Below are 2,595 nucleotides of genomic sequence, written 5' to 3'. Positions count from 1 at the left end.
ATATTAAAAAATGCAATTGAATCTATGCCGATGGGAGGAGAAATTCTCATTCAATTAAATATACTTGATAATAATCAATTAAGTATTCGTTTTATCGATCAAGGGTGTGGGATTCCAAAAGAACGTATACCATACCTCGGAGAACCTTTTTATAGTATTAAAGAAGAGGGGATTGGCTTAGGGTTAATGATCTGTTATAAAATCATTGAAACACATCAGGGAAAGGTATTTATTGAGAGTGAAGTGAATAAGGGAACTACAGTTGAAGTCACTCTCCCTATTTGTACACTTCAAAATTAATACACTCTTTTACTGAAATTTTATAAATTTGTGAGCAGTTAGCTTTGGCTAGCTGCTTTTTTGCATATATTGTAATGGATTCTTCATATTACGGCTTTTTGATGTTTCATATATGGATTTTGTAGCTTTTAAGAACTCTGTAAGTGTTTTGTAATATTTACGAGAGACTTTTTTAACAGTTATGAGAGAGAAAAGAAAGATTTGTTATATATGATGAAATTAATCTTACTAGTAGGTGTTCTAATTGACCTAGAAACCAAGGAGGAAAAATAACAATGAAACAATTGAAGCCAGCAATTAGTGTATTAGGTAGTGTATCGATGGCACTGACTCTAGTATCTCCTGCTTTAGCAGATGTAAAACAACCGAATCCAGGAGGTACAGTTGAAATATTTAAAGAAAATGCAAATGCAAAAAAAGAAGATAAGAATTTCACGCTTGGATCTGATGGGGAGATAGGTTCGCTCATTACACAAAACATTGAAATGGCAAACAATGATTGGGACAAAGATGGTATTTCTAACGACTTAGAGATTAATGGTTATAAAATTGAATTCAATTCACAAACTGGAAAAAATGAAGCGAAAGCATGGGATCCTGAGAAGGATAAAGGGAAACCAAAATTTATATCGAATCCTATGAATGCAAATACGGATGGTGATCCTTTTACTGATATGTATGAGGTTGAGAATTATAACAACGATTCTGATACTAATTTCAATCCGATAGTTGCCAACATACCGAATTTGCAAATTGGTGTCAAACGAATTGAGGTAATTCCTATTGCAACCATTACGGATAATAATGGCGGATCAGTTAGCAGAGGGTGGGAAAAAAGTGTATCTACACAACATTCATTTAATGTAGGTTTAAGTGGTTCAGGTGGTGTAGAAGGCTCAGCAGCCGGCCCTGTTCCTTCCGGAAGTGTTTCAGCAAATGTGGGATATGGATATTCAAAAACAACTACGGAAACGGAGAGTTATACAAATAATTTTGATTGGTCTACGGCAACAACTGTGGATACAGCGAACGCAGCAAAATTACGGGTACATTTGGAATATAAGAATGTAGGAACAGCATCCGCTGAAAATGTTTCGCCACATTTTAATATTCGTTTAGGAAACAAAATTATTAATACTGTAAAGGCAACACAAGATCGTTATAAAGCAAACTATTTAAGTACAGAAAAAGGCGGACGGAATAAAACAGAAGTAGTAATTGACAGTTTAGAAGGACAAGCAGATGCAAATATTGTCTTATCTTTGGATGAATTAAAAGCTGTTGAACAAGGGGAACTTCTTTCGATTGAAGTTTTACCTACAAGTACAATGGATTTATCTATTGAAAAAGGTGAAGAAATTATGCATTTGGGGGATTCAGGGAGATATGAGTCTAGAGTGAATGCAGCTACTGAACAATTAGAAACAGATATAGGAAATATACCAAAGTTTAGGATATATACTCCTAAAGACAAATCCCTTGCTGATAAGCCAGTTTTATCCTATAACGAAGTTTTTCAACATGTAAATATAGATACGAAAAAAGTGAATCATATTGTAAACAAGGCTAAAAGTACTAATAACGTATCAGTGGTTTCAGCTAATAATGGAACTGATGCATTAAACGATTTAAAAGCGGGACAGGGAGATGGCGGTTATTTACATAAAGACTCTGTACACGGTGCTTTTGCAAAACTACAGCAACCAACATTAGTAGAAGGTAGTTATGATTCTGTGACGCAAAAGATTAGGGCAACAATTTTACCTGGTTTATTTGGAGTGAGTAAAGAGATTCCTACTACGTATAACAAGAAATGGAATGCTCCATCACAAACAGTAACACTAGTTAAACGTGAGAATGGATTTACATATGAGTCTAGAGAAAATATACACCCTATTAAATCTGAAATTGCTGCGCACAGAAAAGTTACATTTGAAATCAATGACGCACACAATTTAACGCCTATACAAAAGATTGATACTGAAATTAAAGCTAATAAAGAATTTGAAGATTATGTAGTAGATAATTCAGGTGAATTTGTTACAGAAGGAGTTCCTTATACTGTGGCCTCATATGGAAATACAGCTTATTGGGGAAGTCATCATGCCGGGAATAAATGGGAGTATCTTTGGTCTGAAAAATCTAGTGATGAAAAAGTGAATGTAATTATTGAAAGAGTAGGTCAACCTAAACCTGGAAAACCAATTAAAAAGGATGAAGAGGTATTAATTAAATTTCAAAATCCTATTTATTCAGATTATGCATATTTAAAACTTCAAGATAGTTATATCCATT

Annotated in this window: 2 protein-coding genes; both read left to right on the top strand. The window is 33.9% G+C overall.

The annotated features are described in order from the left end of the window. Nucleotides 1–300: ATP-binding protein (locus tag ACQGS6_RS26235; protein WP_426965861.1), on the top strand; the 300-nt coding region annotated here is incomplete at its 5' end. 275 nt (nucleotides 301–575) lie between these two features. Beyond that, a partial coding sequence (locus tag ACQGS6_RS26230; protein WP_426965860.1) for a binary toxin-like calcium binding domain-containing protein occupies nucleotides 576–2,595 on the top strand: 2,020 nt, incomplete at its 3' end.

It is taken from the genome of Bacillus sp. GMs2/2 (genome assembly GCF_050172095.1).
Classification (GTDB): domain Bacteria; phylum Bacillota; class Bacilli; order Bacillales; family Bacillaceae_G; genus Bacillus_A; species Bacillus_A cereus.
Note: the sequence above shows the minus strand (reverse complement) of the source record. Positions and strands in the feature narration are given on the sequence as shown.